This is a genomic window from Acidimicrobiales bacterium, from assembly GCA_035630295.1.
GTDB lineage: Bacteria > Actinomycetota > Acidimicrobiia > Acidimicrobiales > Iamiaceae > Iamia.
The window spans coordinates 1-25259 of record DASQKY010000046.1 but is presented as its reverse complement, the minus strand read 5'-3'; the positions used below and the strand labels follow the sequence as shown (position 1 = coordinate 25259).

Sequence of the window (25259 nt, the reverse complement as noted above, 5' to 3'; positions counted from 1 at the left end):
AGAACCTGCAGACGCTGCGGCGTCGCGGGGTCCACGTCGTCGAGCCCGCCGTCGGCCGCCTGGCCGGTGGCGACTCCGGGGCCGGGCGCCTGGCCGACCCGGCCGCCATCGTCGCCGCCGCCGACCGTCTCCTCGACCCGCACCACCACGACCTGTTCGACACGACGGTCGTCGTGACGGCGGGTGGCACCCGCGAGCCGATCGACGCCGTGCGCGTGATCGCCAACCGCAGCTCCGGCAAGCAGGGCTACGCCGTCGCCGCCGAGGCCGCAGCCCGCGGCGCCGACGTCGTGCTCATCAGCACCGTCGACCTGCCGGCGCCGCACGGCGTGCGCGTCGTCGCCGTCGAGACCGCCGCCCAGATGCAGGACGCCCTGCAGGCCGAGCCGGACGCCGACGTCGTCGTGATGGCAGCCGCCGTGGCCGACTTCCGGCCCTCGGCCGCCGCCCCTGGCAAGATCAAGAAGCACGAGGGCGTCCCCGACCTCGTGCTCGAGCCGACGCCCGACATCCTCGCCGGCCTCGGCGCGGCCAAGCGCCCCGGTCAGGTGCTCGTCGGGTTCGCCGCCGAGACCAGCGACCTGCTCGCCAACGCCACGTCGAAGCTCGTCGCCAAGCGCCTCGACCTGATCGTGGCCAACGACGTGTCCGCGCCGGGCGTGGGCTTCGGACACGACACCAACGCCGTTACGCTGCTGCGGCCGGACACGGATCCCGAGACGATCGACCTGCGGGACAAGCAGGCGATCGCCACCGCGATCCTCGACGCCGTCGTCGCCATCCGCGCCGGTCGTCCGCCGACCAGCCACAATCCCTGACCCCGAGCACCTGGGCGAGCCCAGACAGGAGCCACACCGTGTCCCGTTGGACCTTCACCTCCGAGAGCGTCACGGAAGGCCATCCCGACAAGATGGCCGACCAGATCAGCGACACCGTCCTCGACGCCATCCTGGCCGAGGACCCGTCGGGTCGCGTGGCCTGCGAGACGATGGTCACGACCGGCCTCGTCGTCGTGGCCGGCGAGATCACCACGCGGGCCTACGTCGACGTGCCCCGGATCGTGCGCGACACGATCCTGCGCATCGGATACGACAACGACGACTACGGCATCGACGGCAAGACCTGTGGCGTCATGACGACGATCGACCCGCAGTCGCCCGACATCGCGCAGGGCGTCGACACCGCGTACGAGACCCGTGCCGGCACCTCCGGCGAGGACGTCCTCAACTCCCAGGGCGCCGGCGACCAGGGGATGATGTTCGGCTACGCCTGCGACGAGACGCCGGACCTGATGCCCCTGCCCATCTGGCTGGCCCACCGCCTGGCCGAGCGCCTGGCCGAGGTGCGCAAGGCCGGCACCGTCCCGTACCTGCGGCCCGACGGCAAGACCCAGGTCACCATCGACTACGAGGACGGCAAGCCGGTCGACCTGACCACCGTGCTGATCTCCACCCAGCACGCGCCGGGGATCGACGCCGAGAGCACCATCAAGCCCGACCTCATCGAGCAGGTCATCACCCCCGTGGTGCCCGAGGGGCTGGCCCGGCCCGACCTGAAGGTCTACGTGAACCCCACCGGCACGTTCGTGCTGGGCGGCCCCCACGCCGACTGCGGGCTGACCGGCCGCAAGATCATCGTCGACACCTACGGCGGCTGGGCCCGCCACGGCGGCGGCGCCTTCAGCGGCAAGGACCCGTCCAAGGTCGACCGCTCCGGCGCCTACGCCGCCCGGTGGGTGGCCAAGAACCTGGTGGCGGCCGGGGCCGCGGCCCGGGTCGAGGTCCAGGTGGCCTACGCCATCGGCGTGGCCCACCCGGTGTCCCTGCTGGTCGAGACGTTCGGGACCGAGCAGGTCGACCCCGCCCTCATCGCCAAGGCCGTGGACGACATCTTCGACCTGCGGCCCGCCGCCATCGTGCGCGACCTCGACCTGCGGCGCCCCATCTACGCCAAGACGGCGGCCTACGGCCACTTCGGTCGGAGCGACGCCGGCCTCCCCTGGGAGGTCACCAACCGGGTCGACGCCGTCCGCTCCGCCCTGGGCCTGTAGCGCCCGGGCCGTGCCGGAGACCGGCCCCACCGCCACCGGCGGCCGGGGTCCCGCACCCCGGCGATGACGAGGCCAGGCGACGGTCGCCGGTGACCCCGGACGACGCCGCCCCGGGCGAGCTCTTCGCCCGGCCGCGGGTGCCGGAGCGTGCCCCGGTCGCGCCGACGGGCCCCGTCGTGCGGGTCGTGCCCGACGTGGCCGGCATCGGGCGCACCTTCGACTACGTGGTGCCCGAGCGGTTCGCCGGCCGGGTCGGGGTGGGCACCGTCGTGCGGGTCGACCTCAACGGGCGGCGGGTGGCGGCCTGGGTGGTCGACGACGCCCCCGAGACGCCGCCCGGGGTCGAGCTGAAGCCGCTGGCCCGCCTGACCGGCGTCGGCCCGCCGCCCGACCTGGTGGACCTGAGCGAGTGGGCCGCCTGGCGGTGGGCCGGCCGGCGGCGCACCTTCCTGCGGGCCGCCTCGCCGCCCGGGCGGGTCGACGCGCTGCCCGCCCCGCCCCCGCCCCGGGTCCCGGCCGCCACCGTCCCGGCCGGGCCCACCGTGGCCGCCGCCCTGGCCGCCGAGCGGGCCGTGCTGCGCCTGCCCCCGGCGGCCGACCGCTACACCGTGGTGGTGGCCACCCTGGCCGCCCTGCCCCCGGACCGGGACGCCCTGGTGCTGTGCCCGGCGGTCGACCAGGCCCGGGCCCTGGCCGCCCGGCTGCGCCGGGCCGGGCTGCCGGTGGCCTGCGTGGCCCACGACCAGCCCGGGGCCGCCGCGGCCCGGGAGTGGGCCCGGGCCGCGGCCGGGGGCTGCACCGTGGTCGGGGCCCGGGCCGGGGCCTGGGCGCCGGTGCCCCGGCTGGGCCGGGTGGTGGTGCTGGACGAGCACGACGAGGCGTACCAGGAGGAGTCCTCGCCCACCTGGCACGCCAGGGACGTGGCCGTGGAGCGGGCCCGCCGGGCCGGGGTGCCGGCCCTGCTGGTGTCGCCCTGCCCCACGCTGGAGGCCCTGCGCTGGGGCCGGCTGGTGGAGCCGGGCCGGGCCGAGGAGCGCCGGGGCTGGCCGGCCCTGGAGGTGGTGGACCGGCGGGAGGAGGACCCGGCGGCCGGGATGCTGACCGAGCCCTTGGCCGCCCTGCTGCGTCGGGGCGGGCGGGTGGTGTGCGTGGTCAACCGCACCGGCCGCTCCCGCCTGTCGGCCTGCGCGACGTGCCGGGAGGTGGTGGCCTGCACGGCCTGCGAGGGGGCCATGGCCCAGCCCGACCCCGACCGCCTGCGCTGCACCCGGTGCGGCGTCGAGCGGCCGGTGGTGTGCTCGTTCTGCGGGGCTACCCGGTTCCGGGTGCTGCGGCCCGGGGTCAGCCGCCTCCGCGACGAGCTGGAGGCCCTGGTGGGCGAGCCGGTGGAGGAGGTCACCGCGGCCCGGGCCGCCGGCTCCCTGCCACCGCCACGGCCCGCCTCCCGGGTGGTGATCGGCACCGAGGCCGCCCTGCACCGGGTGGACCGGGCCGACGCCGTGGCCTTCCTGGACCTGGACCAGGAGCTGCTGGTGCCCCGGGAGCGGGCCCGGGAGCAGGCCCTGGCCCTGCTGGCCCGGGCCGCCCGCCTGGTGCGGGGGCGGGAGGAGCACGGCCGGGTCCTGGTCCAGACCCGCCGTCCCGACGACGTGGTGGTCCAGGCCGCCCTCCACGCCGCGCCGGCCCGGGTCGGCGGGGCCGAGGCCGAGATCCGTGAGGCCCTGGGCCTGGCCCCGTTCCGGGCCGTGGCCCTGGTGTCGGGCCCGGCGGCGCCGGCCTTCGTGGCCGCCCTGGGTCGCCCCGAGGGGGTCGAGGTCCAGGGCGGGGCGGGGGAGTGGCGCCTCCGGGCCGCCACCCACCAGGTGCTGTGCGACACGCTGGCCGCGGTGGAGCGGCCCACCGGCCGCCTCCGCATCGAGGTCGACCCCCTCCGGGCCTGACCGGCGACCGGGCCGGGCCGGTACCCTGGTCGGCCATGGCCGCCTACGACATCCGCATCATCGGCGACCCGGTGCTCCGGGAGGTGGCCGACGACGTCACCGACATCGACGGGGCCCTGGTGCGGGTGGCCGAGGGCATGGTCGAGGCCATGTACCAGGCCGACGGCCTGGCCGTGGCCGCCCCCCAGGTCGGGGTGCGCAAGCGGGTCGTCGTGTACCAGCTCCCCGACGACCCCGGCCCCATGGTCATCATCAACCCCCACGTCGTCGAGGTGGGCGACGAGCCCTGGACCTACTCCGAGGGCTGCCTGTCCATCCCCGGCCTCTACTGGGAGATCACCCGGCCCAAGCAGGTCCACGTCACCGGCCTGGACCTGGACGGCAACGAGGTCTCCATCGAGGCCGACGAGCTGGCGGCCCGCATGTACCAGCACGAGCTGGACCACCTCGACGGGGTGCTCATGACCGAGCGCCTGGACGAGGACCAGAAGCGCGAGGCCAAGCGGGCGGTGCGGGAGCTGATGCTGTCCCGCTCGGGCGGCGGGGCCCCGGCCTCCTCCGGCGGCTTCTCCCTGCCCTGACCGGCCGGCCCACCCCGCCGTCCTCCGTCCCCGCGCCGGCTCCGACGGGTCCGGTACCGTCCCGGCCCCGCCGGAGCGGGCACCATGGGCCGATCCCCGCCCCTTTCCCCGAGGTCGTCCCGCCCGTGCCCACCGCGCCTCCCCGCCACCCCCGCCGGCTGGTGTTCCTGGGCACCCCGGACGCAGCCGTGCCGGCCCTGCGGGCGCTGGTGGACGCCGGCTTCGACGTGGCCCTGGTGGTGTCCCAGCCTGATCGACGGCGGGGCCGGGGGGGCGCCACCAGCCCGTCGCCGGTCAAGGCGGCGGCGGTGGAGCTGGGCCTGCCGGTCACCGACCGGGTCGACGACGCCCTCGACGTTGGGGCCGACCTCGGCGTGGTGGTGGCCTTCGGGCGCATCCTCCGGGCCGAGGTGCTGGACGCGCTGCCCATGGTCAACGTCCACTTCTCGCTCCTGCCCCGGTGGCGGGGGGCGGCCCCGGTGGAGCGGGCCCTGCTGGCCGGCGACGCGGCCACCGGGGTCTGCATCATGGAGGTGGTCGAGGCCCTCGACGCCGGGGGCGTGCACACCCGGGCCGAGGTCCCCGTGGGCGACGACGCCACCGCCCCGGGCCTGACCGCCGAGCTGGCCCGGGTGGGCGCCGACCTGCTGGTGGCCACCCTGCGGGGCGGCCTGGGGGCCCCCGAGGCCCAGGAGGGCGAGGTCACCTACGCGGAGAAGGTCACCTCCGAGGACCTGCACCTGGACTGGACCCGGCCGGCGGGCGAGCTGGCCCGGGTGGTCCGGGTGGGCGGGGCCTGGACCACCTTCCGGGGCCGGCGCCTGCGGGTGTGGTCGGCGGCACCGGCCGACGACGACCCGGAGGAGGCCCAGCCCGGCCTGCTGGCCGCCGACGGGGCCACCGTCTCGGCGCTCACCGGGGAGGGCCGCCTGGTGGTGGACGAGGTGCAGCCCGAGGGCAAGGCCCGCCAGCCGGCGACGGACTGGGCCCACGGGGCCCGTCTGGCCCCCGGTGAGGTCCTGGGCCCATGAGCGACGGACCGGCCGGGATCGGCGACGGCGACCGCGACCGCGGGGGCCACGCCCCCCGGGCCAGCGGGGCGGCCCGCCGGGCCCGCAAGCGGGACCGGGCCGCCGCGGCCCGGCGGTCCTCGGGCGACGCCGGGGCGGGCCCGGGGGGCCGGCCCCGCCGGGCGACGGCCCGGGCCGGCCGGTCGCGGCCCGAGCCGACCGGGGCCACCGACCCCCGGCGGGTGGCCCACGAGGCCCTGGTCCGCATCGACGAGGGCGGGGCCTACGCCAACCTGGTCCTGGCCGCGCTGCTGGAGCGGTCGGCCCTCGACCCCAGGGACCGGGGCCTGGCCACCGAGCTGGTCTACGGCACCACCCGCATGCGCCGGGCCTGCGACTGGCTGGTCGACCGGTTCGTGTCCGGCTCCCGGCCCCTCGACCCGCCCACCCGGGCCGCCCTCCGACTCGGGGCGTACCAGGTGGTGGTGCTGGGGCTGCCGGCCCACGCCGCGGTGGGCACCGCGGTGGAGGTGGCCCCCCGCCGGTCCCGGGGCCTGGTCAACGCCGTGCTGCGCAAGGTGGCCGACGACCACGCGGCCCGGGACGGGGCCGATGGCCGACCGGTCTTCCCCGACCCGGCCACCGGGCTCAGCTACCCGGACTGGATCGTCGAGGTCCTCCTCACCGACCTGGGCCCCGAGGGGGGCCTGGATGCCCTGGCCGCCATGAACGTCGGCGGGGAGGCCACCACCCGCGACGACGGCTACACCCAGGACCGGGCCTCCCAGTGGGTGGCCGACCTGGTGGGGACCGGGCCGGGGGAGCGGGTGCTCGACCTGTGCGCCGCCCCCGGCGGCAAGGCCACCGCCCTGGCCGGTGCCGGGGCCCTCGTGGTGGCGGCCGACGTGCGCCCGGCCCGGGCCGGGCTGGTGGCCGGCAACGCGGCCCGGACCGGGACCGCCGACCGGGTGGCGGTGGTGGTGGCCGACGGCACCCGACCCCCGCTCAAGAGCGCGTCCTTCGACCGGGTGCTGGTCGACGCCCCGTGCTCGGGCCTGGGCGTGCTCCACCGCCGGGCCGACGCCCGCTGGCGGGTCACCCCTGACGCGGTGGCGCGGCTGGCTGCCCTCCAGGTCGAGCTGGTCCTGGCCGCCGCCGACCTGGTCCGACCGGGCGGCACCCTGGTGGTGTCGGTGTGCACCCTGACCGCGGCCGAGACCACCGGGGTCGATGCGGTGGTGGCCGAGCGCCGGCCGGACCTGGAACCGCTCCCACCCCCGGGCGACCCCTGGGTCCCGTGGGGGAGGGGGGCGCTGCTCCTGCCCCAGGCCGCGGGCACCGACGGCATGGCCCTGCACCGCTACACCCGGCCCTGACCGCCGGCCCGGGGTGGGGTCGGGGCACGGGCGGGCCCGGCGTCTGCCAGGGTGGGGCGCATGCTTGCCGCCAAGGTGGTCACGGTGTCCGACGGGGTGGCCGAGGGGGTGCGGGAGGACCGCTCCGGGGCGGCGATGGCCGAGCGGCTGGCCGGGGCCGGCTTCGAGGTGGTCGACCGCTCGGTGACCGCCGACGGGGTGGAGGAGGTGGCCGGCGTGTTGCGCCGGGTCACCGCCGGCTTCACCGGCCTGGTGGTCACCACCGGGGGCACCGGCTTCGGGCCCCGGGACCTCACCCCCGAGGGAACCCGGGCCGTGATCGAGCGGGAGGCCCCGGGCCTGGCCGAGGCCATGCGCCTGGCCAGCCCCCTGGGCCGACTGTCGCGGGCGGTGGCCGGCACGGTGGGCCAGAGCCTGGTCCTGAACGTCCCCGGATCCACGCGGGGCTCGGTGGAGTGCCTGGAGGCCGTGCTGGACGTGGTGCCCCACGCCCTCGACCTGCTGGCTGGCGGCCGCCCGCACTGACCGGCCGCCGGGCGATCTCGGTCGATGGGTCGGCGTCGCCCGCCCGGCCCGCCGGCAGCCGGCTCGGCGTGGCTGGGAGCGCTGATGACCGGCGCGACCAGGGGTGACGTCCGTCTCGGGACTAGGACTAGAACGTGTTCTAGTCGTATGCTGCCGGGGACAACTGAACGCACCTCGCGGGGTTGGGTGGAAGTCCCGACCGGTGGTGAGAGCCCACGACCCCCTCCGGTCCGCCGGGGGGGCTGACCCGGTGGAACCCCGGGGCCGACGGTCACAGTCCGGATGGAAGCGAGGACGAGCGGCACCCGTGCCGTCTCCTGTCCGCGCCCGCCGTCTCCCCGCAGCCGACCGAGGAGACCCGGTGACCGCCACGACCGACGAGCAGCACATGGCCCAGGCCATCGCCCTCGCTGCCGCGGCCCGCACCCGCACGGCGCCCAACCCGTGGGTCGGTGCCGTGGTGGTCACGGCCGACGGGGGGGTGCACGGGGGGGCCACCGCCCCGCCCGGCGGCCCTCATGCCGAGGTGGAGGCCCTGCGGGCCGCCCGGGAGGCGGGGGCGTCCACCGCCGGGGCCACCGCGTACGTGACCCTGGAGCCCTGCGCCCACACCGGCCGCACCGGTCCCTGCGCCGCGGCGTTGGTCGGGGCCGGGGTGGCCCGGGTCGTCGTCGGGGTGGCCGACCCCGACCCCCAGGTGGCGGGCACGGGCCTGGCCCTCCTGCGGGCCGCCGGGGTGGCCGTCGAGGTCGGGTGCCGGGAGGCCGAGGTGGCCGAGCAGCTCGCCCCCTACCTCCACCACCGCCGCACCGGCCGGCCCCTGGTCGTCCTGAAGCTGGCCTCCACCCTGGACGGCCGCACGGCGGCGACCGACGGCACCTCGCAGTGGATCACCGGGCCCGAGGCCCGCACCGACGCCCACCGACTCCGGGCCGAGAGCCAGGCCGTGGTGGTGGGTTCCGGCACGGTGGCCGCCGACGACCCGGCGCTGACCACCCGCCTGGTGGAGGGCCCCGACCCCCGCCGGGTGGTCCTGGGCCACGCTCCCGAGGGGGCCCGGGTCCACCCCTGCACCCAGTGGAGCGACGTGGACGGCGACCTGGGGGCCCTGCTGGGCCGCCTGGGGGCCGACGGCGTGCTCCAGGTGCTGGTCGAGGGGGGCGCGGCGGTGGCCGGGTCGTTCCACCGGGCCGGCCTGGTCGACCGCTACGTGCTGTACCTGGCCCCCGCCCTGGCCGGAGGCGACGACGCCCCCGGCCTGTTCCGGGGCCCGGGCGCGGCGTCCGTCGACGGCCTGTGGCGGGGCGAGGTCGCCTCGGTCACCCCCCTGGGCCCCGACCTGCGGGTCGAGGTCCACCCCCGGACCGGCGGAGGGGCGACGCTCCCCGCGGCCGCCTCGCCTCCCGAAGGAGCAGCCGCCTGATGTTCACCGGCATCGTCGAGGAGCTGGGCCACGTCGCCCACCGCCAGGGCCCCCGCCTGCGCATCCGGGCCGACCTGGTCACCAGCGACGCCGGCCTGGGCGACTCCATCGCCGTCAACGGCACCTGCCTCACGGTGGTGGCCCTCGGGGACGGCTGGTGGGAGGCCGACGTGGTCGCCGAGACCTTCGCCCGCACCGCGCTGGGCGCCCTGGCCCCCGGCGACCCGGTCAACCTGGAGCGCCCGGTGCGGGCCAGCGACCGGCTCGGGGGCCACATCGTCCAGGGCCACGTGGACGGCGTCGGCCACGTCGTGACCCCCGCCCCCGACCTGCGGGTCACGGTGCCCGACGACCTCCTCCGCTACGTGGTCGAGAAGGGCTCGATCACCATCGACGGGGTGAGCCTGACCGTGGCCGCCGTGCACGACGACGGCCTCTCGGTGGCCATCATCCCCCACACCTCGGAGGTCACGACGCTCGGCCACCGGGGTCCCGGCGCGGCGGTGAACCTCGAGGTCGACGTCACCGCCAAGCACGTCGAGCGCCTGCTCGCCTGGTACGCCGACCACCCCCGGGAGGCGGCCCCGTGACCGCGGCCCGAACCCATCCCACCGATCTCACCCCGCGGGCACCATCCGGGCCCGACGCCAGCACCTGGAGCCACCCATGACCGATCCCCACCCGCCGCCCACCCCCTTCGACCCCATCGAGGACGCCATCGCCGCCGTCGGGCGGGGCGAGATCGTGGTGGTGGTGGACGACGAGGACCGCGAGAACGAGGGCGACCTGATCATGGCGGCCGAGGCCGTGACCCCCGAGGCCCTGGCCTTCTTCCTCAAGCACTCCTCCGGGGTCATCTGCGCCCCGGTCACCGCCGAGCGGGCGGCGGAGCTCGACCTGCGTCCCATGGTGGAGCAGAACACCGAGAGCATGCGCACCGCCTTCACCGTGACCGTCGACTACCGGCACGGCACCTCCACCGGCATCTCGGCCGCCGACCGCTCGGCCACCATCCGCTCGTTGGTCGACCCGGCCACCCGGCCCGGCGACCTGGCCCGCCCCGGCCACATCTTCCCCCTGGTGGCCCGGGAGGGCGGCGTGCTCAAGCGGGCCGGCCACACCGAGGCCGCCCTGGACCTGGCCCGCCTGGCCGGCCTGGCCCCCGTAGGGGTCCTGTGCGAGATCGTCAACGAGGACAAGCTGGAGATGGCCCGGGTGCCCGACCTGGTGGTCTTCGCCCGGGAGCACGGGCTGAAGTTCATCTCCATCGCCGATCTCATCCGTTACCGGCGCCGCACCGAGAAGCTGGTGCGCCGGGTGGCCGAGGCCCGCATCCCGACCCGGTGGGGCGACTTCACCAGCTACGTGTTCGAGTCGGTGCTGGACGGCGAGCAGCACGTGGCGATGGTCCGGGGCTCGGTCCACGGGGCCGACGACGTGCTGGTCCGGGTGCACAGCGAGTGCCTGACCGGCGACGTGTTCGGCTCCATGCGCTGCGACTGCGGGGTGCAGCTCGACGCGGCCATGCAGATGATCGCGGCCGAGGACCGGGGGGTGATCGTGTACCTGCGGGGCCACGAGGGCCGGGGCATCGGCATCGGCCACAAGATCCGGGCCTACACGCTCCAGGACGAGGGCCACGACACGGTGGACGCCAACACCGAGCTGGGCCTGCCGGTCGACAGCCGGGAGTACGGCATCGGGGCCCAGATCCTGAACGACCTGGGCCTCACCACCATGCGCATCATCACCAACAACCCCGCCAAGTACGGCGGCCTGGAGGGCTTCGGCCTGGACATCACCGCCCGGGTGCCCTCCATCATCGCCCCCAACCCGGAGAACATCGCCTACCTGCGCACCAAGCGGGACCGCATGGGCCACCTGCTGGAGGGCCTGGACGAGGTGGCCGAGGGGGCGGCACCCATGCCGCCGGCCGACCCCCCGGTCGCGGCGGGGGATGAGGCCTGATGGCCGGCGACACCGTCTCCGAGCGCCGGGTCGAGCCGGTCCTGGACGGGCGGGGCGTCCGGGTGGCGGTGGTGTGCGGCCGGTTCAACGACGCCATCACCTTCCGCCTCCTCGACGGGGTGGCGCGGGGCCTGGCCGCCCTGGGCGCCGACGCGCCGATCGTGGATTGGGTGCCGGGGGCCTTCGAGATCCCCCTGGCGGCCAAGGCCTTCGCCACCTCGGGCCGGGTCGACGCGGTGATCGGGCTGGGCTGCGTGATCCGGGGGGCCACCACCCACTACGAGGCGGTGGCCGGCGAGTGCGCGGCCGGCATCCAGCGGGCCGGCCTGGCCACCGGGGTGCCCATCGTGTTCGGGGTGCTGACCACCGAGGACCTGGACCAGGCCCTGGAGCGTTCCGAGGGACCCGGCGGCCACAACGTCGGGGAGGAGGGCGCCCACACCGCGGTGGAGATGGTCCGCCTCCTCCAGCGCATCACCGAGGGCTGACCGTGACCCGCTCCGGGACGGGGTCGGTTGAGCGGCCGTGGTCGTGGCCGGCCGGTCGGGTGCAGCTCCTAGGGTGGCGCCCATGGCCAAGCCTGACGTCACCATCCCCGCTGACACCGCTCCGCCCACCGAGCTGGTCATCGACGACCTCACCACCGGCGACGGCGACGAAGCGGTGGCCGGCCACAACGTCGAGGTCCACTACGTGGGCGTGTCGTGGTCGACGGGTGAGCAGTTCGACGCCTCCTGGGACCGGGGCGACACGTTCGGCTTCCGGCTGGGTAGGGGCCAGGTCATCCAGGGCTGGGACGACGGCGTGGCCGGCATGAAGGTCGGTGGCCGTCGCCGCCTCACCATCCCTCCGGCGTTGGCCTACGGCTCCCGCGGCGCTCCCGGGGCCATCGCCCCGAACGAGACCCTGGTCTTCGTGGTCGATCTCATCGGCGTGGGCTGACCCGGCCTGACCGACGCTGGCTGGCTCGGTCAAGCCAAGCTCAGCCTCATCGCCTCGCCCTCCCTTCACCCGTCGCGTGGCGATTCGTTGTCGATTCGACGGCTGACGATCAAGGGATGAGTTGAGGGCAGGGGCCTCGTTGTCACACCGGGGGTGCACGATGGGCTGACGGCGCCTGGTGGTGGCGGATCACGGTCTTCTTGGGACCGTCTAGTGCGCTGCCGTTGACGCCCGGAGGCTCCGATGCCCTCCTCCTCATGGTCGGGTTGTTCGCCTGGTCATCATCCATCGCCCTTGTGGGATCCCGCTCCGATCCCTGGTCGTCCGTCGGGCTTGGGCGATCCTCGAACGTTCCGGAACCGGGTGGAGGCGGGGATCTCGCCGCAACATCGCCGGGAGGCTCACCTGCGACGGGAAGCCTTGGCCTGGGAGTTGCACGAGCTCGACCGGTCGATGGCGACCACGGCCGAGCGCCGGCTCGACGTCCTCGACGAGCTGGCGGATCTCCGCGACCACCTCTGGCCCGCCGTGGCTTGGCAGCGTGGTCGGCGACCTCCCGGCATCGGTGCTGCTCCGTTGCCGGCGGCGCCGGCGGAGGCCCGACCTCTGGGAGGGGTCGCCCTCCGCCAGGCGTGCCTTCAGATCCTTGACCGGCATGGTGAGCTACCCCTGGTCGAGATCCACGCTTGGCTCCACCGCTACGGGTATCTGGTGGCTGGCGTCCACCCGGTGAAGGCTCTGGCCGATGCGCTGGGTCACGAGCACGACGCTGGCCGGGCCATCCGCACCAGCCGCGGGGTGTACGACCTCGCGCAGCACTTCCGGCATCGCCCCCAGCAGCTGTCAGCGCCCTGGGACGGTGGCGATCGGGTTCCTCCCGTCGACCCCGTCACCGATCCGCCCCTCACCCCTTGGTCCGATCCACCCCAAGCCTCTGAGCCAAGCGGTGCCCAGCCCGTGTCGGCTGCCGACGAGAGCGCGGGTCGCGCCCAACAGCACCAGGAAGAGGGTGTTCCGGCCCCGTCGGCCGTCGGCGAGCCGCACCGAGGAACGCCTTCACGGCACCCTTCGCGTCGGGGCCGGGCACCTTCACTCCTTGGTCGTGGGGCCCGACGAGACGGGTGGCCGCCCCGCGTCGGCCACTCGCGGCCCCCGTGGGCCCAGCCGGCCGGGAGCCGGTTCGCCGGGAGGGGGAGTGGGCGGGCACCATGGCGGTGTGCTGCGCCTCGTGCTGCCCAAGGGCTCCCTGGAGAAGGCCACCCTCGAGCTGTTCGAGGCCGCCGACCTGGCCGTGTCCCGCTCGTCGGTCGTGGACTACCGGGCCACCATCGACGATCCTCGCATCGCCGAGGTGCGCATCCTGCGCCCCCAGGAGATCCCCCGCTACGTGGCCGACGGCCTCTTCGACGTGGGGATCACCGGCCGGGACTGGATCGAGGAGACCGACTCCAAGGTGGAGTCCCTCGGCCGCCTCCAGTACTCGAAGGCCACGTCCCGACCGGTGCGCATCGTCCTGGCCGTACCGGCCGACTCACCGGTGGACTCGGTCGATGACCTGTCCCCCGGCGTGCGGGTGGCCAGCGAGTACCCGGAGCTGACCCGCCGGTTCTTCGCCGAGCGGGGCATCGAGGCCGACATCAGCCTCAGCTACGGCGCCACCGAGGCCAAGGTGCCCGACATCGTCGACTGCATCGTCGACCTCACCGAGACGGGGCGGGCCCTGCGGGCCGCCGGGCTCAAGATCATCGGCGACATCCTCACCTCCCACACCGAGCTCATCGCCAACCCGACCGCCTTCGCCGACCCCGAGAAGGCCCACGCCATGGCCCAGATCAGGACCCTGCTCGACGGGGCCCTGGAGGCCCGGGGCAAGGTCCTGGTGAAGCTCAACGTGGCCGAGCCCGACCTCGACGCGGTGATCGACCTGTTGCCCTCGATGAAGGCCCCGACGGTGTCGGCCCTGCACCGGGGGGGTGGTTTCGCGGTCGAGACCGTGGTCCCGAAGGCCGAGATCAACACCCTCATCCCCGCCCTCCGCGACGCCGGTGCCAGCGACATCCTCGAGCTGGCCCTGGCCAAGATCGTCCACTGAGGACCGGGGCCGTGCCCACGGCGGTGCCCGCAGGCGAGCCCGTGGACGGGGTGGTCGAGGAGTGGGACGACCCCCGGGGGGTGGGCGTGGTCCGCACCGACGACGGACGGGCCCTGGCCCTCCAGTGCACCGACATCGCCGATGGCTCCCGCACCACCACGGTCGGAGCCCGGGTGCGGGTGGTGGTGGCCCCCGGGCACCACGGCACCTGGCGGGCCACGGCGGTGACCTCGGACTGAGCCTCGGTCGGCGTCAGCCGCCCGAGCCGCCGTCCTCGCCGGGGCTGCCCTCGCCGGTGGTGCTGCCGTCGCCGCCGTCGGGACGTCCCGAGCCGGTGCCACTGTCGCCGCCGTGGGGGCCCTCCGACCCCGACTCGCCGCCGGAGCCCGATCCCGACCCTGAGCCGCTGTCGTCGCGCCCGTCGTCGCCCTGGCCGCGGGGGGCGTCGTTGGACCGGTTGCCGCCGTCGTCCTCGCCGTCGCCGTCCTCGCCGTCGCTCATGCCCCCGCCCCCGTCGCTGCCGCTCTGGTCCTCCTCCTCGTCGCCGGCCGGGGCGGAGTCGTTGGCCGGCGTCTCGCTGCCCGGCTCGGTCCCCGGGTCCTCGTCGTCGCCGCACCCGGTGACCACCAGGCCCAGGGCGAGCAGGAGGGCGGCGAAGCGGCGGTGGGTCGGGCGCATGGTGCCTCCGGGAGGTGGGAGCAGGGCGCGGCCCGACTACCCGTCGGCGGCCCGGTCAAGCGAGCCGGCCCTCCTCCGGCGCGGCGCGACCCCCTCGGTTCGCGGCCCCGGCCTCAGCGGGCGGCGACGCTGACGTCGCGGGTGTGCCAGCCCTCGGCCCCGTCGGGGATGGGATCCACCCGCGCCGCCCCCTGAGTCCGGCCGGCGCCGTCGGTGGCCCGGACCTCGATGACGTGGTCGCCGGGGGTGGCCTCCCAGGCCAGGTGCCACTGCACCCACGTGTCGTCGGAGCTGACCCGGCCCAGCTCGGCCTCCTGCCACTCCTGGCGGTCGATCCGGACCTCGACCTTGGCCACGCCCCGGTTGGGGGCCCAGGCCACCCCGGCCACCGGGATGGTCCCCGCCACCAGGCGGTCGCCCCGCAGGGGCACGTCGATGCGGGACTGGGTCTTGACCGGTGCCTCCTTGGCCCACCCCCGGTCGATCCAGTAGCCGTCCTCCTCCAGGGTGGTCAGGCGGACCTCGGCCAGCCACTTGGTGGCCGACACGTAGCCGTAGAGCCCGGAGATCACCAGGCGGGCCGGGAAGCCGTGGGCCCGGGGCAGGGGCGCGCCGTTCATGCCCAGGGCCACCAGGGCCGGTCGGTCCGGGTCGTCGAGGACCGAGGTGGGGAAGCCGGCGGTGAACCCGTCGACCGACTCACCCACCAGCTGGGTGGCCCCGGCCCGCACCCCGGCCTCGTCCAGCAGCTCCCGGAGGGGGACGCCCCGCCACACCGCGTTGCCGACCAGGCTGCCCCCCACCTCGTTGGACACGCACGACAGCGTGACGACCTCCTCCACCAGGTCGCGGGCCAGGAGGTCCTGGTAGGACAGCTCCAGGGGCCGGTCGACCAGGCCCGTCACCCGCAGGCGCCACTCGTCGGTGTCGACCAGCGGGGTCCGCACCGCGGTGTCGATCCGGTAGAAGTCGGCGGCCGGGGTGACGTAGGGCGAGAGGCCCGGCGTCGAGAAGGGCTGGGCGCCGGGCACCTCGGCCCCCCGGGCCGCAGCGGGCAGCGTGTCGGGGATGGCGCTGCGGCCGGCCCGCAGGGCATCGCCCGCTCCCTTGGCCGCCGCCGCCCCGGTGACCACGAGGGCACCGGCCCCCAGGCCCCACACCACGACGTCCCGGCGGGTGGCGGCCACCCCGGCCAGTGGGGACGGCGGGTGGCCCGGCTCCTGTCCCGGCTCCGGCGTCGCGCCCCGCCGGTCGGCGAAGAGACGGTCGGCCCCCGGGGCCACCCGGATGCCGAAGCGATCGAGGAGGAGCAGCAGCACCACCCCACCCACCACCACGCCCGCTCCGGCGGCGGCCAGGCCCACCGGCAGGGAGCCCTGCGGGTCGCGGGCGGTGGCCAGCACCCCCAGGGCGGCGAAGGCGCCGAGCACGGCCACCCCCCGCCACCGGCCGGCGGCCTCGGCCCGGCCCGCCAGGGGAGCGAGGGCCAGGGCCACCAGCACCGCCCCCACGGCCAGGGCGGCCTTGTCGGCGGTGCCGAAGAGCTCGACGGCCAGGTCCTTGAGCGAGCCGCCGAAGGTGTCGATGAACCAGGTCTCCACCGCCACCAGGAGCGACGGGCGGGTCGGCTCGGCCAGGGCCACCAGCTCGGTGGTGGCCAGGGCGGCTCCCCCGGCCAGGATCCCGGCCAGGGAGGTGCGGGTGGCCCGGTTCACCTCCCGGACCCTACGCCCGCCGGCCGCCTCAGCAGGCTCGGAACACCACGCCGGTGCGGGGCTTGGGGTGGAAGAACGTGGTCTTGGCCGGCATCCGCTCACCGGAGTGGGCGTTGGCCTCGATCTGGGCCACCGTGGCCGGCCGCAGCAGCAACCCGGCCGCCGCCTCGCCGGCCCCCACGGCCTTGTGCACCAGGTCCACCCCGTGCTGGTAGCGGACGGTGGCCCCCTCGACCCGCTCCAGGGCGGCGGCCACCCGGGCGCTGTCCAGGTCGGCGACGCCGGTGAAGGCCTCGGTCCGGGGGCGCAGGAGGGTGGCCGAGCCGTCGGGGTGGACGAGGGCCAGGGCGCCCGCCTCCTCCATGTGGCCCAGCACCCGGCCGTCGGCCACCTCGTGCTCGGGCACCACCGGCTCCAGCACGTCGAAGGCCGAGCGGCCCAGGGCGGCCTGGAGCTCGACCGAGGTGGTCCCGTCGACCAGGCGGTGGATGGGCCGCACGTGCAGCTCGTGCTCGGACAGCTCCACCACCAGGGTCATGAAGGCGTCGCTGCCCAGCACCGCGTCGGGGGCGGCGGTGGCCCGGCGCTCGTCCCGGTGGGCCAGCGAGGTCTCGTACCGGTGGTGCCCGTCGGCCACCACCACGGGGGCGCCGCCCACCACCTCCTCCACCGCGGCCAGGGTGGCCGGGTCGTCCACCCGCCACACGGCGTGGCCCACGCCGTCGTCGTCGGTCCACGCCGCGTCGGGCTCGGTGGACGGCTCGATGAGCGCGGTCAGCCCCGGGGCCAGGCTGAGCACCCACACCGGCGACAGGTTGGCGTAGGTGGCCCGCAGCAGGTCCAGGCGGTCGGTCTTGGCCTTCGGGGTGGTGTGCTCGTGGGGGAGGATCCGGCCCTCCTCGGGCCGGCTTAGCTCCAGCGCCCCGATCACGCCCAGGGTCCGGGCCGGCCGGCCCCGGTCGTCGGTGAAGGTCATCCGGTACACGGTGAACGTGGGCCGGTCGTCGGTGACCAGCGTGCCGTCGGCCCGCCACGCCTCGAGGACCTCCGCCGCCCGCCTGTAGCGGCCCTCACCGTCGCCCTCGGGGGGCAGGTCGACGACCACCGCGTTGCGCTCGGAGCGGGCCACCAGGGCGGCCCGGTCCTCGGCGTCGATCACGTCGTAGGGCGGGGCGGTGACCTCCGCCAGGGGCACGCCGGGGGCGTAGCGGATGCCGGGGAAGGGGTGGAACGGGGGCACCGGGCCATGGTGCCAGGTCGCCGCCGACCGGGCCGTGGTCGACCCTCTCCGGGGACCGGCCGGGCCCGGCCGGGGCCCGCAGCCGGGCTCACCCCCAAGCGTGGCCTGGGGCAAGCAGGGTGCGAACTGTTGCAAGCAGGCGGCGGATGCCGATACCCTCCCGTGATGGCTGACAACCCCTTCAAGCGCTACCTCGACGCGGGCATCGCCTTCGGCGCCCTGACCCAGGCCCGGGCCGAGGCCATCGTGAAGGACCTGGTCTCCGCGGGCGAGGTGCAGACCGAGCAGGCCCAGGCGGCGGTGTCCGACCTGGTCGACCGCAGCCGGCAGAACACCGAGCGCCTGGTCGAGGTGGTCCGCACCGAGGTCCAGAACCAGGTCAAGGCCCTGGGCCTGGTGGGCCAGGCCGAGCTGTCCCGCCTGGAGAAGCGCATCGAGTCGCTCACCGGCATCGACACCTCGACCGCGGTCCGCAAGGTGGCCGGGCGCAAGGCGGCCTCCACCCGTGAGGCCAACGCCGCCGAGGAGGCCGCCACCCGCACGGCCGCGGCCCGCAAGGCGTCGGCCACCCGGGCCAAGAAGACGGCAACCCGAAAGGTCGCGGCCCAGAAGGCGGCGACCACCCGGGCCCAGAAGGCTCCAGCCAAGAAGGCGCCGGCCAAGAAGGCGCCGGCCAAGAAGACCGCAGCCAGAAAGACCCCGGCCAAGAAGACGGCAGCCAAGAAGGCGCCGGCCAAGAAGGCGCCGGCCAAGAGCGCCCCGGCCAAGAAGGCTGCGTCGAAGAGGGCCCCGGCCAAGAAGGCTGCGTCCAAGAGGGCCTGATCCCCCCGCCCGTCCCGTGCCCAGGACGCGCCCCGGCGCGCCGATCCGTGGACGAGGCGGATCGGGACCGGGGCTCGTCGGTGGGGGACCGTTCGACGGCTCGGGCCCCGCATGGCGCCGCCGGTCGTCGCCAGCCGCGATCATGGGCGCCGTGGTCACTGCGCCCCCCTCGCCCTCTCGTCTCGCCGGACCGCTGACCCCGCGCCGCGACGCGGGCGCCATGGCCGGGCCCAGCCCGCTCGGGCCGAGCGCGCGGCCGCCGAGGACCGGGCCATGAGCACCGTGGCCCTGTGCCGGCACCCGGACCGAGCCCGGGCCGAGGCCCTGAGCGACGAGGTGACGGCGTGGCTGGCGGCCCGCGGGCACGCCACCACCGGCGACGCCGAGGGGGCCGACCTGCTGGTCAGCGTCGGGGGCGACGGCACCATGCTGCGGGCCGTGGCCCAGGCCGCGCCCCACGGCACGCCGGTGCTGGGCATCAACGTGGGCCAGCTCGGCTACCTCACCGAGGTCGACCCGTCGCACTGGCAGGACGCCCTGCTCCGCTGGGAGGAGGGCCGGTCGCCGGTGGTCGAGCGCATGCTCCTGTCGGTGCGCCTGGAGCGGGAGGGCGACCCCGACCTCTACGAGGAGCCCGACGACGCCCCCCCCGCCCTCGACGACGGCCACTACCTGGCCCTCAACGAGGCGGTGGTGGAGAAGACGCCCATCGGCCGCATGGTGCGCCTGGCCGTGCACCTCGACGACGCCGTGTTCGCCACCTACGCCGCCGACGGGATGATCGTGGCCACCCCCACCGGCTCGACGGCCTACGCCCTGTCGGCCCGGGGGCCCATCCTGGACCCGGCCCACCGGGCCCTGGTGCTGGCCCCGGTGGCCCCCCACATGGTCTTCGACCGACCGCTGGTCCTGACCCCCGAGACCCGGGTCCGCCTGGTGGTGTCCGGGGAGCGGCCGGCCACGGTGGCCATCGACGGGCGCAGCGTCGGGGAGCTCCACGTGGGCGACGCCCTGGTCGTCACGGCCGCCGCCACCTCGGCCCGGCTGGTCACCTCGGGCGAGAGCAACTTCCACGAGATCCTGAAGGCCAAGTTCGGCCTGGAGGACCGGTGACGGCCGGCGCCCGCCGGGGCCGGCCCCCCGCCCCGGGTCGCTGACGTGCTGGTCGAGCTGGCCGTCCGCGACCTCGGCGTCATCGACCGGGCCCGCCTGGTGCTGGGTCCCGGCCTCACCGCCCTGACGGGCGAGACCGGCGCCGGCAAGACGATGCTGGTCGAGGCCATCTCCCTGCTCCTGGGGGCGCGGGCCGACCCCGGGCTGGTCCGTCCCGGGGCCGGGGAGGCGGTGGTCGAGGGCCGCTTCGACGTCGACGGCGAGGAGGTGGTGCTGAGCCGGGTCATCCCCCGCGACGGCCGCTCCCGGGCCTACGTCGACGGCCGCATGGCCACCGCCGCGGCCCTGGCCGAGCGCGGGGCCGCCCTGGTCGACCTGCTGGGCCAGCACGCTCACCACGCGCTGCTCGGCACCGGGGCCCAGCGGGCCGCCCTGGACCGGGCGGCCGGCGTCGACCTGGGCCCCCTGGTCGAGGCCCGGGCCCGGGTGGCCGACGTCGAGGCCCGCCTGGCCGCCCTGGGCGGCGACGCCGGGGCCCGGGCCCGCGAGATCGACCTGCTGCGCTACCAGCTGGCCGAGCTGGACGCCGCCCGGCTGTCCGACCCCGACGAGGACCAGGCCCTCGACGCCGAGGAGGACGTGCTGGGCGACGCCGCCGCCCACCGGGAGGCCGCCGCCCTGGCCGCCGCGGCCCTGGCCGACGAGGACGGCGGGCGGGACCGCATCGCCACCGCCCAGGCCGCCCTGGCCGGCCGCTCGCCGTTCGCGGCCCAGGCCGACCGGCTGGCCGAGGTGCTGGCCGACGTGGAGGACATCGCCGCCGAGGTGCGGGCCGCGGGCGAGGCGGTGGTCGACGACCCCGAACGCCGGGACGCCGTGCGCGAACGGCGGCAGCTCCTGGCCGACCTGGTCCGCAAGTACGGCACCGCGGGCCGGGCCGGCGGCCCGGGCACCCTGGCTGATGTCATCGCCTACGTGGGCCAGGCCCGGCTGCGGCTGGAGGAGCTGGAGTCCCACGACCAGACCGCGGCCCGGCTGGACCGGGAGCTGGCCTCGGCCCGGGCCGCGGTGACCGCCGAGGAGGCCACGGTGGGCCGGGCCCGGCGCCGGGCCGCCACCGGTCTGGCCGAGGCCGTCACCGGGCACCTGCGGCGCCTGGCCCTGCCCGGGGCTCGGGTGGAGGTCACCGTGGGCCAGGCCGACCCGGGCGACGACGTGGCCATCCTGCTGGCTCCCAGCCCCGGCGCCCGGGCCCTGCCGGTGGCCCGCGCCGCCTCGGGGGGCGAGCTGGCCCGCACCGGCCTGGCCCTGCGCCTGGTCCTCACCGCCGATCAGCCCTGCCTGGTCTTCGACGAGGTCGACGCCGGGATCGGGGGCGAGGCCGCGGTGGCCGTGGGCCGGGCGCTGGCCGCCCTGGCCGCCGACCGCCAGGTGCTGGTGGTCACCCACCTGGCCCAGGTGGCGGCGTTCGCCTCGGCCCAGGTGGGCGTGCGCAAGGCCACCGACGGCACCACCACCACCGCCGAGGTCACCGGCCTGGAGGGTGAGGACCGGGTGGTGGAGCTGTCCCGCATGCTCTCGGGCCGGGCCGACAGTGACCGGGCCCGGGCCCACGCCGCCGAGCTGCTGGCCGAGGCCCAGGCCCAGCCCACCCGATGACCGGGGCCGATCCGGCGACGGGGGCCGTCGCCAGGGGGGACGAGGCCGGCCCGGGCGCCGACGGCGTGCGGGCCCGACCGGACGTGGGGCGGGCCGCGGTGTCGGTCAGCCTGGTCAACACGGTGTCCCGGCTGACCGGCTTCGTCCGGGTGGTGGCCACCGGCGCGGCCCTGGAGATCGGACCCCTGGGCGACACGTACCAGAACGCCAACGTGGTCTCCAACGTGCTGTTCGAGCTGCTGGCCGGTGGCCTCCTGTTCGCGGTGCTGGTGCCGGCCTTCGTGGCCCGGGTCACCGACCGCGACGTGGACGGTGCCCGGCGCCTGGCCGGGGTCCTGGTGGGGCGGGCGGTGGTCGGGTTGGGGGCGGTGGTGGCCGTGGTCGCCCTGGCCTCGCCGCTGGTGGCCCGTGGCCTGCTGGTCGCGGCCGACCCGGCCACCCGGGACCAGCAGGTAGCCCTGGCTACCGTGCTCCTCTGGTTCGTGCTGCCCCAGGTGGTGCTCTACGCCGTGGGCTCGGTGCTCACCGCCCTGCTGCAGGCCGCCCACCGCTTCGTGGCCGCCTCGGCCGCCCCCATCGCCAACAACGCGGTGGTCACCGTCACCATGGTCGCCTTCGCCGCCGTGCACGGCACCGGGGGCGGGCTCCGCCTCGACACCGTCGACAAGCTCGTCCTGGGGGGCGGCACCCTGCTGGGGACGGTGGCCATGACCGCCATCGTGGTGGGAGCCGCCGCTCGGGCCGGCCTGGCCGTGCGGCCCCGCTGGCGGGACCCGGCGGTGGGGCCCCTCGGGGACCTGGCCCGGCAGGGGGCCTGGGGGGCGGGCCACATCGGCCTCAACCAGGTCATGGTCCTGTCCACCGCGGTCATCGCCGCCGGGGTGGGCGGTGGCGCCATCGCCTACACCTTCGCCTTCGTCTTCTTCCTCCTGCCCCACGCCGTGATCGCCCACCCGCTGGTGACCACCCTGACCCCCGGGTTGGCGGCCCACGCCCACCGGGGCGACGACACGGCCTTCGCCGCCGATGTGGGCCGCGGCCTGCGGGTGCTGCTGGTGCTGCTCCTGCCCAGCGCCGCCCTGCTGGGCGTGCTGGGCTGGCCCGCCCTCCACGTGGTGGCCGGGGTCGGCGGCCTCGACAGCCGGGGCCTGGGGCTGGTGGCCGCCACCCTGGCCGCCTACGCCACCGGGCTGGCCGGCTACAGCACGTTCTTCCTGCTGACCCGGGCCGCCTACGCGGTGGGCGACGCCCAGGGGCCCACGCTGGTCAACCTGGTGGTGACCGGGACCGCGGTGGCCGGCATGGCGGTGGCCGCGCTGGCCGTCGACGGCACCGGGCGCCTGGTCTGCCTGGGCCTGGTCCACGGCGTGGCCGTGACCGGGGGAGCGGTGGCCCTGGGGCTCCGCCTCCAGCGCCGCACCCGGCCGGTGCCCGGCGTGGCCGGAGCGTTGGCCCGCGGCCTGGCCGCGGCGGCCGCCGGTGGGCTGGTCGCCGCCCTGGCCAGCCGGGTCGTGGGCTGGGACGGGCGGGTCTCGGCCGTGGTGGCCCTGGCCCTGGGCGCCGCCCTGGGCGGAGCGGCGGCGCTGGCCGTGCTGGCCGCGGCCCGAGCCCCCGAGCTGCGCGCCGTGGTCGCCCGCCTGCCCGGCCGTGCCCCCCGGGGGGGTGCGAGGTGAGCGCCCTGGTGGCCGGCTTGGCCGGCCTGGCCGCCGCCTTCGGCCTGTGGGTGGCCATGGCGGACATGCTCCAGGCGCCGGCCCTGCGGCGCCTCAACGTGCGGGGCCGGGTGGTCCCGGTGGGCGGCGGCATCCTGCTGGTGCTGGCCGTGGTGGTGGTGGCCGCCGGCGACAGCCTGGCCGCCACCGTGCGCTCCGGCTCCGGCGCGGTGATCGTGCCCGACCCCATGCTCCTGGTCGTGCTCGGCTTCGGCCTGCTGGGCCTGCTCGACGACCTGCTGGAGAGCGGCGAGGTGAAGGGCTTCCGGGGCCACCTCTCCTCCCTGGCCCGGGGCCGGCTCACCACCGGGGCGGTGAAGCTGGTGGGCGGCGGCCTGGTGGCGCTGGTGGTGGCCCCGGCCCGCAGCCACGACCGGCTGCTGTGGCTGGTGCTGGACGCTGCCCTCATCGCCCTGGGCGCCAACCTGGCCAACCTCCTCGACCGGGCCCCGGGCCGGGTCACCAAGGTGGCCCTGGTCACCGGGGTCCTGGTCATCGCCACCCACCTGTCCGACGCCTCGGTGGTGCTGGTCGGCTCGGCCCCGGTGGGCCTGGCCGTGGTGCTGGGGGCGGCGGCCGGCCTGCTGCTGCCCGACCTGCGGGAGCACGTGATGCTGGGCGACGCCGGGGCCAACGTGCTGGGGGCGGCGGTGGCCCTGGCCTTCGTGACCGAGGTCGGGGCCCCGGGCCGTCTGGTGGCCCTGGCCGTCGTGGTCGTGCTCAACGGGGCCAGCGAGAAGGTGTCCTTCTCCCGGGTCATCACCGGCACGCCGGTCCTGCGCACCCTCGACCGCCTCGGCCGCCGCCCGGCCGAGGACTGACCGGCGGCTGACCAGGGTGTCCGCGTCATCCACCGGCCCCCGGGGCGGGGCGCGGTAAGGTGATCTCCCGTGGTCGTCACGGATGCGCTCCCCCTCCCGTCGCCCGCACCGAGCCCCCGGCTCCCGACGCCCGCGGAGGTGGCCCTGTGACCAAACACGTCTTCGTCACCGGTGGGGTGGCCTCGTCGCTGGGCAAGGGGATCAGCGCCTCGTCGCTCGGTCGCCTGCTCAAGGCGCGGGGCCTGCGGGTCACCATGCAGAAGCTCGACCCGTACATCAACGTCGACCCCGGGACCATGAACCCGTTCGAGCACGGCGAGGTGTTCGTCACCGACGACGGGGGCGAGACCGACCTGGACCTGGGCCACTACGAGCGCTTCATCGACGAGAGCCTGTCGCGGGGCTCCAACGCCACCACCGGCTCGATCTACTCCACGGTGCTGGCCCAGGAGCGGCGGGGTGACTACCTGGGCCGCACGGTGCAGGTGATCCCCCACATCACCGACGAGATCAAGCGCCGCATCCGCAACCTGGTGGCCGACGACGTGGACGTGGTCATCACCGAGATCGGCGGCACCGTCGGCGACATCGAGATCCTGCCCTTCCTGGAGGCCATCCGGCAGTTCCGCCTGGACGTCGGCCGGGACAACGTCTGCTACATCCACGTCACCCTGGTCCCGTTCATCGGACCGTCGGCAGAGCAGAAGACCAAGCCCACGCAGCACTCGGTCACGGAGCTGCGCAGCCGCGGCGTCCAGCCCGACGCCATCGTGTGCCGCAGCGAGGCGCCGCTCACCGAGTCGCTCCGCCGCAAGATCTCGAACCTCTGCGACGTGCCCGTCGACGCCGTCGTCAACGCGGCCGACACCTCCAACATCTACGAGCTGCCCCTCGTCCTCCACGAGGAGGGCCTCGACGGGGTGCTGTGCTCGCTCCTGCGCTTCGAGGACACACCGATCGACCTCACCGCCTGGCGCGGGCTCGTGCGCCGCATCGAGTCGTGCGAGCGGTCGGTGCGGATCGGCATCGTCGGCAAGTACGTGGGCCTGCCCGACGCCTACCTGTCGGTCGTCGAGGCGCTGCGCCACGCCGGCTTCCACCACGGCGCCCGGGTCGAGATCGACTGGATCTCGGCCGAGGAGGTCGAGGGCCTGCTGGCCGACGGGCGCCTCCGCGACCTCGATGGCATCGTGATCCCCGGCGGCTTCGGCGAGCGGGGTGTCGAGGGGAAGGTGGCCGCCGCCGGCTGGTCCCGCGAGCACGGCGTGCCCTGCCTCGGGCTGTGCCTCGGCCTGCACGTCATGACCGTCGACGTGGCCCGCAACCTGGCCGGCCTCGAGCGGGCCAACTCGAGCGAGGTCGACCCCGGCACCCCCCACCCCGTGATCGACCTGCTCGACGCCCAGCGCGACGTCGTCGACCTCGGCGGCACGATGCGGCTCGGCGCCTACGTGGCCGTGCTGGAGGGCGGGTCCAAGGTGGCCGAGGCCTACGGCGAGCGCGTGGTCTCGGAGCGCCATCGCCACCGGTACGAGGTCAACCCCGCCTACCGCCGCCGGCTCGAGGCCGCGGGGTTGCGGTCCTCCGGCACC

General features: G+C 76.1%; 23 protein-coding genes and 1 riboswitch. Of the genes, 20 read left to right on the top strand and 3 right to left on the bottom strand.

The features are described 5' to 3' along the window. The 14 genes from coaBC to VEW93_13440 form a co-directional block, all read left to right on the top strand. Positions 1 to 818, top strand: an 818-nt coding sequence (coaBC, locus tag VEW93_13505; GenBank protein HYI62809.1) for a bifunctional phosphopantothenoylcysteine decarboxylase/phosphopantothenate--cysteine ligase CoaBC, incomplete at its 5' end; no start/stop codon positions are given. Positions 819 to 856: 38 nt separating this feature from the next. Beyond that, positions 857 to 2050 carry a methionine adenosyltransferase gene (metK, locus tag VEW93_13500; protein HYI62808.1) on the top strand — a complete coding sequence of 398 codons (1194 nt, stop codon included), beginning with the start codon at positions 857 to 859 and terminating at the stop codon, positions 2048 to 2050. Between the two features lie 176 nt (positions 2051 to 2226). Then, positions 2227 to 3990 carry a hypothetical protein gene (locus VEW93_13495; GenBank protein HYI62807.1) on the top strand — a complete coding sequence of 588 codons (1764 nt, stop codon included), beginning with the start codon at positions 2227 to 2229 and terminating at the stop codon, positions 3988 to 3990. 35 nt (positions 3991 to 4025) lie between these two features. Then, positions 4026 to 4571, top strand: a complete 546-nt coding sequence (gene def / locus VEW93_13490) for a peptide deformylase (protein ID HYI62806.1) — start codon at positions 4026 to 4028, stop codon at positions 4569 to 4571. A gap of 125 nt (positions 4572 to 4696) precedes the next feature. Continuing rightward, positions 4697 to 5602, top strand: coding sequence for a methionyl-tRNA formyltransferase (fmt, locus tag VEW93_13485; protein HYI62805.1), 906 nt, complete (start codon positions 4697 to 4699; stop codon positions 5600 to 5602). Beyond that, positions 5599 to 6957 (top strand): transcription antitermination factor NusB, encoded by a 1359-nt coding sequence (locus tag VEW93_13480; GenBank protein HYI62804.1) that lies wholly within the window; start codon positions 5599 to 5601, stop codon positions 6955 to 6957. Before fmt ends, VEW93_13480 begins: the two co-directional genes overlap by 4 nt. Before the next feature lie 60 nt (positions 6958 to 7017). Further along, positions 7018 to 7482, top strand: coding sequence for a MogA/MoaB family molybdenum cofactor biosynthesis protein (locus VEW93_13475; protein HYI62803.1), 465 nt, complete (start codon positions 7018 to 7020; stop codon positions 7480 to 7482). A gap of 168 nt (positions 7483 to 7650) precedes the next feature. Then, positions 7651 to 7780: riboswitch (FMN riboswitch) on the top strand. A gap of 63 nt (positions 7781 to 7843) precedes the next feature. Continuing rightward, positions 7844 to 8905, top strand: a complete 1062-nt coding sequence (gene ribD / locus VEW93_13470) for a bifunctional diaminohydroxyphosphoribosylaminopyrimidine deaminase/5-amino-6-(5-phosphoribosylamino)uracil reductase RibD (GenBank protein HYI62802.1) — start codon at positions 7844 to 7846, stop codon at positions 8903 to 8905. Continuing rightward, positions 8905 to 9495 (top strand): riboflavin synthase, encoded by a 591-nt coding sequence (locus tag VEW93_13465; GenBank protein ID HYI62801.1) that lies wholly within the window; start codon positions 8905 to 8907, stop codon positions 9493 to 9495. The genes ribD and VEW93_13465 overlap by 1 nt, the downstream gene beginning before the upstream one ends. 76 nt (positions 9496 to 9571) lie before the next feature. Then, positions 9572 to 10873, top strand: a complete 1302-nt coding sequence (locus VEW93_13460) for a bifunctional 3,4-dihydroxy-2-butanone-4-phosphate synthase/GTP cyclohydrolase II (GenBank protein ID HYI62800.1) — start codon at positions 9572 to 9574, stop codon at positions 10871 to 10873. Continuing rightward, a complete protein-coding gene (gene ribH, locus VEW93_13455) occupies positions 10873 to 11361 on the top strand; it encodes a 6,7-dimethyl-8-ribityllumazine synthase (GenBank protein ID HYI62799.1) in 489 nt (162 codons plus the stop codon). The genes VEW93_13460 and ribH overlap by 1 nt, the downstream gene beginning before the upstream one ends. Positions 11362 to 11443: 82 nt before the next feature. Continuing rightward, positions 11444 to 11815, top strand: a complete 372-nt coding sequence (locus VEW93_13450) for an FKBP-type peptidyl-prolyl cis-trans isomerase (protein ID HYI62798.1) — start codon at positions 11444 to 11446, stop codon at positions 11813 to 11815. 1216 nt (positions 11816 to 13031) lie between these two features. Next, positions 13032 to 13907, top strand: a complete 876-nt coding sequence (gene hisG, locus VEW93_13445) for an ATP phosphoribosyltransferase (protein HYI62797.1) — start codon at positions 13032 to 13034, stop codon at positions 13905 to 13907. Positions 13908 to 13918: 11 nt separating this feature from the next. Beyond that, on the top strand, positions 13919 to 14146 hold the full coding sequence (locus tag VEW93_13440) for a hypothetical protein (GenBank protein ID HYI62796.1): 228 nt from the start codon (positions 13919 to 13921) through the stop codon (positions 14144 to 14146). Positions 14147 to 14159: 13 nt separating this feature from the next. Here the strand turns inward: VEW93_13440 and VEW93_13435 are convergent, their stop codons facing one another. From VEW93_13435 to VEW93_13425, 3 genes are all read right to left on the bottom strand, one after another. Next, positions 14160 to 14585, bottom strand: a complete 426-nt coding sequence (locus VEW93_13435) for a hypothetical protein (GenBank protein HYI62795.1) — start codon at positions 14583 to 14585, stop codon at positions 14160 to 14162. Between the two features lie 113 nt (positions 14586 to 14698). Then, positions 14699 to 16300 (bottom strand): molybdopterin-dependent oxidoreductase, encoded by a 1602-nt coding sequence (locus VEW93_13430; protein ID HYI62794.1) that lies wholly within the window; start codon positions 16298 to 16300, stop codon positions 14699 to 14701. Positions 16301 to 16328: 28 nt separating this feature from the next. Further along, a complete protein-coding gene (locus tag VEW93_13425) occupies positions 16329 to 17540 on the bottom strand; it encodes a DUF1015 domain-containing protein (protein ID HYI62793.1) in 1212 nt (403 codons plus the stop codon). Positions 17541 to 17705: 165 nt separating this feature from the next. Between VEW93_13425 and VEW93_13420 the strand changes: the two genes are divergently transcribed. From VEW93_13420 to VEW93_13395, 6 genes are all read left to right on the top strand, one after another. Continuing rightward, positions 17706 to 18362 carry a hypothetical protein gene (locus VEW93_13420; GenBank protein HYI62792.1) on the top strand — a complete coding sequence of 219 codons (657 nt, stop codon included), beginning with the start codon at positions 17706 to 17708 and terminating at the stop codon, positions 18360 to 18362. Between the two features lie 273 nt (positions 18363 to 18635). After that, positions 18636 to 19475 carry an NAD(+)/NADH kinase gene (locus tag VEW93_13415; protein HYI62791.1) on the top strand — a complete coding sequence of 280 codons (840 nt, stop codon included), beginning with the start codon at positions 18636 to 18638 and terminating at the stop codon, positions 19473 to 19475. A 45-nt stretch (positions 19476 to 19520) separates the two neighbouring features. After that, complete coding sequence (locus VEW93_13410; GenBank protein HYI62790.1) at positions 19521 to 21134, top strand: AAA family ATPase; 1614 nt, start codon at positions 19521 to 19523, stop codon at positions 21132 to 21134. Beyond that, the gene (locus VEW93_13405; protein HYI62789.1) at positions 21131 to 22807 is read left to right on the top strand and encodes a lipid II flippase MurJ; all 1677 of its coding nucleotides are present in this window, start codon (positions 21131 to 21133) and stop codon (positions 22805 to 22807) included. The genes VEW93_13410 and VEW93_13405 overlap by 4 nt, the downstream gene beginning before the upstream one ends. Continuing rightward, positions 22804 to 23667 (top strand): hypothetical protein, encoded by an 864-nt coding sequence (locus tag VEW93_13400; protein ID HYI62788.1) that lies wholly within the window; start codon positions 22804 to 22806, stop codon positions 23665 to 23667. Before VEW93_13405 ends, VEW93_13400 begins: the two co-directional genes overlap by 4 nt. Before the next feature lie 146 nt (positions 23668 to 23813). Beyond that, positions 23814 to 25259: CTP synthase (locus tag VEW93_13395; GenBank protein HYI62787.1), on the top strand; the 1446-nt coding region annotated here is incomplete at its 3' end.

Bases quoted from the DNA above. Each gene is read 5' to 3' on its own strand.
- def (HYI62806.1), top strand. From the start codon at position 4,026: ATGGCCGCCTACGACATCCGCATCATCGGCGACCCGGTGCTCCGGGAG.
- VEW93_13480 (HYI62804.1), top strand. From the start codon at position 5,599: ATGAGCGACGGACCGGCCGGGATCGGCGACGGCGACCGCGACCGCGGG.
- VEW93_13475 (HYI62803.1), top strand. From the start codon at position 7,018: ATGCTTGCCGCCAAGGTGGTCACGGTGTCCGACGGGGTGGCCGAGGGG.
- VEW93_13465 (HYI62801.1), top strand. From the start codon at position 8,905: ATGTTCACCGGCATCGTCGAGGAGCTGGGCCACGTCGCCCACCGCCAG.
- VEW93_13460 (HYI62800.1), top strand. From the start codon at position 9,572: ATGACCGATCCCCACCCGCCGCCCACCCCCTTCGACCCCATCGAGGAC.
- ribH (HYI62799.1), top strand. From the start codon at position 10,873: ATGGCCGGCGACACCGTCTCCGAGCGCCGGGTCGAGCCGGTCCTGGAC.
- VEW93_13450 (HYI62798.1), top strand. From the start codon at position 11,444: ATGGCCAAGCCTGACGTCACCATCCCCGCTGACACCGCTCCGCCCACC.
- VEW93_13435 (HYI62795.1), bottom strand. From the start codon at position 14,585: ATGCGCCCGACCCACCGCCGCTTCGCCGCCCTCCTGCTCGCCCTGGGC.
- VEW93_13420 (HYI62792.1), top strand. From the start codon at position 17,706: ATGGCTGACAACCCCTTCAAGCGCTACCTCGACGCGGGCATCGCCTTC.
- VEW93_13415 (HYI62791.1), top strand. From the start codon at position 18,636: ATGAGCACCGTGGCCCTGTGCCGGCACCCGGACCGAGCCCGGGCCGAG.
- VEW93_13405 (HYI62789.1), top strand. From the start codon at position 21,131: ATGACCGGGGCCGATCCGGCGACGGGGGCCGTCGCCAGGGGGGACGAG.